This window comes from Actinomadura sp. 7K507, assembly GCF_004348425.1.
In the GTDB taxonomy this organism is placed as follows: domain Bacteria; phylum Actinomycetota; class Actinomycetes; order Streptosporangiales; family Streptosporangiaceae; genus Spirillospora.
Map to the genome: position 1 here is coordinate 39,967 of NZ_SMKK01000043.1, position 6,822 is coordinate 46,788.

The window sequence follows — 6,822 nt, forward strand, 5'->3', positions numbered from 1 at the left end:
ACGGGACGGACCGCCCCGGAGAGTTGACCTGGGCGCAACGCACCGGTCATACGGCGGCGTGCCGGTCCAGGAACTCGTAGACGTCCGCGTCGTCCACCCCGGGGAAGGCTCCGGGCGGCAGGACCGACAGGACGTGCGAGTGCGCGCGCGCCGACGGCCAGGCCATGCCCTCCCACCGGTCCGACAGCGCCTTCGGGGGCCGCTGGCAGCATTCGCCGTCCGGGCAGGACGACTTGCGCCGCCGGGACGTCTCCCGGCCGCGGAACCAGCGCGAGTCCTCGAACCGGACGCCGAGCGTGATGGCGAAGTCGCGCTCGTGGGTGGGGTCGATGTGCGACAGGCACCAGTACGTGCCCTTGGGGGTGTCGGTGTACTGGTAGTAGACCGAGAAGCGGTCGTTCGCGCCGAACACGTGCCGCCCGGCCCACTCGCGGCACATCCGCTGGCCCTCGATCGCGCCGTCCTCGTCCTGCGGGAAGAGCAGGCCGTCGTTGGCGTAGGCCTTGTAGATGGTGCCGTTCTCGTCGTTCTTGGTGAAGTGCAGCTCCAGGTCGAGATGGTGGGTCGCGACGTTGGTGAAGCGGTGCGCGGCCATCTCGTAGGAGACGGAGAAGACGTCCGCGAGGTCCTCCACCGACAGTTCCCGCGCCGCCTTCGCCTCCTGCAGGAAGGGGACGACGCTGCGCTCGGGCATCATGATCGCGGCGCCGAAGTAGTTGGCCTCGACGCGCTGGCGCAGGAAGTCGGCGAAGTCGCGCGGCTGGTCGTGGTCCAGCGCGATGTGGCCGAGGGTCTGCAGCAGGATCGTCCGCGGCGTGTGCATGCCGAGCTGCTCGCGCTCCAGGTAGATCCGCCGGTTGCGCAGGTCGGTGACCGACCGCACGGAGCGCGGCAGGTCCTGGACGTACTGCAGGCTGAAGCCGAAGTGGCCGACCAGCGTCATCAGCAGGCCCGGCGACACCGCGCCGCGCCGGTACCCGACCGCGTCGAGGGTCTGGGAGGCGATCGACTCGATCTCGGCGAAGTGGTTGCCGCGCTCGTGCATCTGGCGGCGCAGCTCGGCGTTGGCCTTGCGCGCCTCCTCGGGGCTCGCGGTCGGCTTGGTCCGGCTGCGCTTGAGCTCCCCGTACAGCGCGAGGATGTGCTCGATCACCTCGTTCGGCATCCGCTTGCCGACCTTGAGGTGCGACAGCCCGAGCGTCCGGTAGAGCGGGTCGCGCTGCGCCTCCTCCAGCTCGATCTCCAGCTGCGCGCGGCGGCTGGGCGGCTGGCGCCGCAGCAGTTCCTCCACCGGGCACTCCAGCGCAGCGGCGAGGGCCTGCAGCAGCGACAGCTTGGGCTCGCGCCGGCCGTTCTCCAGCAGGGACAGCTGGGACGGGGCGCGCCCGACGCGCTCGCCGAGGTCCGACAGCGTCATGCCGCGCCCGCGCCGCAGATGGCGGAGCCGCTGCCCGAACGTCACGAGGTCTACGTCGCTCGTCAAGTTGAGGGGTTCTTCTGTCCGCAAGGTCGTCACGGGTTCATGGTAGCGGAAATTTCGCAGTTCTTCTGTTACTCGCGAGTTCATTAAGGGGTTGCGAGCGGGGCATAGTCGGATCCAGGCACCCAGGGGACGACACGGAAGGGCAAGATGATGAGCAGCGAAAGTCGCCTCAAGGGCGCAGCCGAAGAGCTGCAGCGACAGTGGGACACCGACCCCCGCTGGAAGGGCATCGAGCGGACCTACACGGCCGAGGACGTCGTGCGGATCCGCGGTTCGGTCCAGGAGGAGCACACCCTCGCGCGCCTCGGCGCCGAGCGGCTCTGGAAGCTCCTGCACGAGGAGGACTACGTCCACTCCCTCGGCGCGCTGACCGGGCTGCAGGCCGTCCAGCAGGTGAAGGCGGGTCTCAAGGCCATCTACCTGTCGGGCTGGCAGGTCGCGGCGGACGCCAACCTGGCGGGCCAGACCTACCCCGACCAGAGCATCTACCCGGCGAACTCGGTCCCGGCCGTCGTGCGCCGCATCAACAACGCGCTGCTGCGCGCCGACCAGGTCCAGTGGGCCGAGGGTGAGGGCGACACGCACTTCCTCGCCCCCATCGTGGCCGACGCCGAGGCCGGCTTCGGCGGCGTCCTGAACGCCTTCGAGCTGATGAAGGGCATGATCGCCGCGGGCGCCGCGGGCGTGCACTGGGAGGACCAGCTGGCCTCCGAGAAGAAGTGCGGCCACCTCGGCGGCAAGGTCCTGATCCCGACCTCGCAGCACATCAAGACCCTCAGCACCGCCCGCCTCGCCGCGGACATCTCGAACGTGCCCTCACTGATCATCGCGCGGACCGACGCCGAGGCCGCGACACTGATCACGACGGACGTGGACGAGCGCGACCGCGAGTTCATCACCGGCGAGCGCACCGCCGAGGGCTTCTACCGGGTCCGCAACGGCATCGAGCCCTGCATCGCCCGCGCGAAGGCCTACGCGCCGCACTCCGACCTCATCTGGATGGAGACCGGCACGCCGGACCTGGAGGAGGCCCGCAAGTTCGCCGAGGCGGTCAAGGCCGAGTACCCCGACCAGATGCTGGCGTACAACTGCTCGCCGTCCTTCAACTGGAAGGCGCACCTGGACGACTCGACCATCGCCAAGTTCCAGCGCGAGCTCGGCCACATGGGCTTCAAGTTCCAGTTCATCACCCTGGCCGGCTTCCACGCGCTCAACTACGGCATGTTCGACCTGGCGCACGGCTACGCCCGCGAGGGCATGACCGCCTACGTCGACCTGCAGGAGCGCGAGTTCGCGGCGGCCGAGAAGGGCTTCACCGCGGTCAAGCACCAGCGCGAGGCCGGCACCGGCTACTTCGACATGGTCAGCACCGCGATCAACCCGGACTCGTCCACCACGGCGCTGAAGGGCTCGACGGAAGAGGGCCAGTTCCACTGAGCCGACCCTGCTCGCCGGTCTGACCGCCTTCCGGCCCGCTCCCCCGGAACCCCGGAGGCCCCCGCGTCCCTACACCCGCGGGGGCCTTCTGGCGTCTGCGGGCGGGCCGCGCCACCGCTCTGTGCGAAATTACGTGGTGGCGCGCCGCCCGCTTGCTTAGGCTCCGGGCAAGTGGGCGTTCTTCCGTGGGTCTGGTGGTACGGCTTCCGCCGTCACACCGCGTATCCGCTCGGTTCCCTGACCGAGTCCGTCACCAACACCGCCTTCGGGTTCATGCGCGCGTACGTCCTGCTGGCGCTCTGGGAGGTGCGCCCCTCCCTCGGCGGGTACGACGCGGCCGACGCGGTCACCTTCTGCTTCATCACCCAGGCGCTCATCGGGCCCGTCCAGATCTTCGGCGGGATGGACCTCACCGACCGCATCCGCAACGGCGACGTCGCGATCGACCTGCACCGGCCGGCCGGGCTCCAGGGCTGGTGGCTGGCCGACGACCTCGGCCGCGCCGCGGCCTCGCTGGTGCTGCGCGCCGGGCCGCCGCTGCTGGCCGGGGCGCTGGTCTTCCCGTTCCGCTGGCCGGGCCCGGCGGGCCTCGCCGCGTTCGCGGCGGCCGTGCCGCTCGCCGCGGCCGTGAGCTTCGGGCTGCGCTACCTCGTCGCGATGGGCATGTTCTGGCTGCACGACGACCGCGGCCTGCAGGCCGTCACGCTCGTGATGTCGCTGTTCTTCTCCGGGATGATCCTGCCGCTGGTCGTGTTCCCCGGGGCGCTCGGCACGGTCGCGCGGGCACTGCCGTGGGCGGCCCAGATCCAGGTGCCCGCGGACGTGTTCCTCGGCCGGTACACCGGTGCGGAGCTGATCGGCGCACTCGGCTTCCAGGCGGCGTGGGCCGCCGTCCTGCTCGGGGCCGGCGCCCTCCTGACGCGGGCGGCGCGGCGGAAGCTGGTGGTGCACGGTGGGTGACCCGCCGGCCGGCGCCGTGCGCATGTACGGCCTGCTCGCCTGGACGTGGATCCGGGCGGCGGCGCAGTACCCGGTGTCGATGGCGCTGCTGTCCCTCGCCACGGCGGTCGTCACCGGGCTGGACGCCGCCGCGATCGGGCTCCTGTTCTCCCAGGCCCCGCGCATCGCCGGGTTCGGCGCATGGGAGGTCCTGTTCCTGTACGGGACGTCGGCGCTGTCCTTCGGGATCTCCGACATCGTGCTCGGCACCACCGAGCGGCTCGGCCGGCATGTGCGGCACGGGACGCTGGACGCGATGCTCGTGCGTCCCGTGAGCCCGCTCGTCCAGGTCGCGACGGAGGAGTTCTCGCCCCGCCGCTTCGGCAAGCTCGTCCCGGCGGGAACGATGCTGGCGCTCGCGCTGCCCCGGGCCGAGGTGGCCTGGACGCCGGGCCGGGCCGCGATGATCCCGGTCATGGTGCTGTCCGGGACGGTGATCTTCGGGGCGCTGTGGGTGCTGGCGGGCGCGGTGCAGTTCGTGCTGGTCGACAGCCACGGCGCGAGCAAGTCGGTCACCTACGGGGGCGCGTTCCTGACGCAGTACCCGATGACCATGTTCGGGCGGGACTTCGTCCGCGGGGTGACGTTCGTCGTCCCGCTGGCGTTCGTCAACTGGCAGCCCGCGCTGTACGTCCTGAACCGCCCCGACCCGCTCGGGCTGCCGGCCGCGGCGCGGTTCGCGTCCCCGGCCGTGGCGGCCGTGCTGTGCGCGGCCGCCGCGCTGGCGTGGCGGGCCGGGCTGCGCCACTACCGATCGACGGGGAGCTGAGGCCGGTGCCGATGATCGAGGCCGGGAACGTCGTCAAGTCCTTCACCGTCCGGAAGCGCTCCGGCGGCCTGCGGCGCACGCGGACGACCCTGCGCGCGGTGGACGGGGTGTCGTTCACCGTCGAGCCGGGCGAGTTCGTCGGCTACCTGGGCCCGAACGGCGCCGGCAAGTCCACGACGATCAAGATGCTGACCGGGATCCTCACCGCGTCGTCCGGCTCGCTGCGCGTGTGCGGGCTGGACCCGTCACGGCGGCGCACGTCCCTCGCCCGCCGGCTCGGCGTCGTGTTCGGGCAGCGGACGACGCTGTGGTGGGACCTGCCGCTGCGCGACAGCCTGGCCCTCGTCCGGCGGCTCTACCGGGTCGGCGCGGCCGCGCACCGGACGCGGCTCGCCGAGCTGACCGCGCTGCTGGAGCTGGAGCCGTTCCTGGACACCCCGGTCCGCCAGCTCAGCCTCGGCCAGCGCATGCGCGGCGACCTGGCCGCCGCGCTCCTGCACGATCCCGAGCTGCTCGTCCTTGACGAGCCGACGATCGGCCTGGACGTGGTGAGCAAGGCGACCGTCCGCGAGTTCCTGGCGCGGATCAACACCGAGCGCGGCACCACGATCCTGCTGACCACGCACGATCTCGGCGACATCGAGCGGCTCTGCCGCCGCGTCATGATCATCGACCATGGGCGGCTGGCCTACGACGGCGGGCTGGCCGAGCTGCGCCGGACGGTGGACGCGGGCCGGGTGCTCGTCGTGGAGCTGGCGCGCCCGGCGCCGCCGATCAGGCTGGGCGGGATCGAGGCGGAGCGGGTGGAGGGGCCGCGGCAGTGGCTGCGGCTGCCCGGCGAGGCGAACGCGGCGGCGGTGGTGGCCGGGCTGGCGCGCGACCATGAGGTCCGCGACATCTCCCTGCGGGAGGCCGGCATCGAGGAGGTGCTCGCCGGCCTCTACCGGGGCGAGCACGCGTACCGGCGGCCGGACCGCCCGGTCGTCCCCTAGGGGCCGTTCCGGGAGGGGCGGCGTTCCATGCCGGAGTAGAAGTCCATGTCGGCGGAGTCGTCGTCGCGGGCCGAGCTCCAGCGGCGCGGGGCCCACGTCGGCATCAGCAGCGCGAACCCCATCAGCCCGTACACGCCGGAGCCGAGGAGCATGCGCAGCCCGAAGTCCATGTCCCCGGCCGGCGGCACCCTGCCCGGCAGGTCCAGGGCGCGGCCGGGGTCGATCAGGAAGTAGGCCGAGAAGCCGAGCAGCGCCAGCGCCGGGACGAGCGAGACCAGCGGCGACGCCCAGCGGGCGACGATGATCACGCCCATCACCAGGCCCACGGCGGCGAGCAGGGCGAATGCGCCGTAGATGCGGGTGCGGTCGGTGATCTCCTGTCCGGTGCCGTCGAAGGACTGGCCGGCCTGGACGTATCCCCAGGCCGCGCCGTACACCAGCGCCGGTGTCAGCACGACGCCGAGGAAGAAGCCGAACGCATGGCGCACCGCGCATCACATCCATTCACGCGCGCCCGCCGGGGCGCGGGGTTCCGACAGCGCATCAATCAGAACATGCACATCGGGCATAGCGCAGTAAATCAGTACTGATAACCGGGAGCGACGATCTTCCACGACGACACGGCGCACCCGCACATCCGGCGGCTGGATGTGTGAACTCTGGGTATGGGCACGGCGTCCAACACACAACAAAATCGTTCACGTTCAGGGCATCGGCCTTCCGACCTCGGCTCCCCCGCCGGCAGAGCAGAACGGTGGCGTGCCCGAATGCGCTCAAGGGGGACCCAGGTGATCCAGGTGCTGGACCGCGCCGCCGGCACGAGCAGCGGCCGCCTTGCAGGGGAGACGCGGACGACCCGGTTCATGGACGGGGTCACCGACTGGGCGGTACTCCTCTTCGCGGCATGGACCGTCGTCTACCACCTCGGGCTGCTGCTCCACCCGCCCACCTGGGTCCTGCTGCTCGGGTGGCTCGCCGCCTCGGCCGCGCTCGCCGCGCTCTACGCCGCCCGCCGCGGATGGTGGGAGGGCGGGCCGCTGTGGCGGGAGCGCTCCGCGCCCGCCGCGAAGCCTCCCCCGCGCTCCCTGGCCGTGATCGCGGTGGTGGCGGGGGTCGTGGCGGGGACGTGCGCGGGGCTGAAC

7 protein-coding genes are annotated in these 6,822 nt (G+C 71.8%); 5 read left to right on the forward strand and 2 right to left on the reverse strand.

The features are described 5' to 3' along the window. Positions 1-46 precede the first annotated feature (46 nt). Complete coding sequence (locus tag E1285_RS12670; protein WP_132151443.1) at positions 47-1,483, reverse strand: helix-turn-helix domain-containing protein; 1,437 nt, start codon at positions 1,481-1,483, stop codon at positions 47-49. Between the two features lie 150 nt (positions 1,484-1,633). Between E1285_RS12670 and aceA the strand changes: the two genes are divergently transcribed. The 4 genes from aceA (at position 1,634) to E1285_RS12690 (ending at position 5,680) form a co-directional block, all read left to right on the forward strand. Next, positions 1,634-2,920: an isocitrate lyase gene (gene aceA / locus E1285_RS12675; protein WP_132151445.1), complete on the forward strand. Its 1,287-nt coding sequence runs from the start codon at positions 1,634-1,636 to the stop codon at positions 2,918-2,920. Positions 2,921-3,091: 171 nt separating this feature from the next. Beyond that, positions 3,092-3,880, forward strand: a complete 789-nt coding sequence (locus E1285_RS12680; protein ID WP_132151447.1) for an ABC-2 family transporter protein — start codon at positions 3,092-3,094, stop codon at positions 3,878-3,880. Next, the gene (locus E1285_RS12685; RefSeq protein ID WP_347814076.1) at positions 3,873-4,688 is read left to right on the forward strand and encodes an ABC-2 family transporter protein; all 816 of its coding nucleotides are present in this window, start codon (positions 3,873-3,875) and stop codon (positions 4,686-4,688) included. Before E1285_RS12680 ends, E1285_RS12685 begins: the two co-directional genes overlap by 8 nt. Positions 4,689-4,699: 11 nt before the next feature. Continuing rightward, positions 4,700-5,680 (forward strand): ATP-binding cassette domain-containing protein, encoded by a 981-nt coding sequence (locus E1285_RS12690; RefSeq protein WP_132151453.1) that lies wholly within the window; start codon positions 4,700-4,702, stop codon positions 5,678-5,680. Here the strand turns inward: E1285_RS12690 and E1285_RS12695 are convergent. Next, positions 5,677-6,168 carry a hypothetical protein gene (locus tag E1285_RS12695; protein WP_132151449.1) on the reverse strand — a complete coding sequence of 164 codons (492 nt, stop codon included), beginning with the start codon at positions 6,166-6,168 and terminating at the stop codon, positions 5,677-5,679. The two genes, E1285_RS12690 and E1285_RS12695, sit on opposite strands and share 4 nt — an antisense overlap. Positions 6,169-6,468: 300 nt before the next feature. On the opposite strand from E1285_RS12695, the gene E1285_RS12700 reads away from it, so the two are divergent. Further along, positions 6,469-6,822: hypothetical protein (locus E1285_RS12700; RefSeq protein ID WP_207946559.1), on the forward strand; the 354-nt coding region annotated here is incomplete at its 3' end.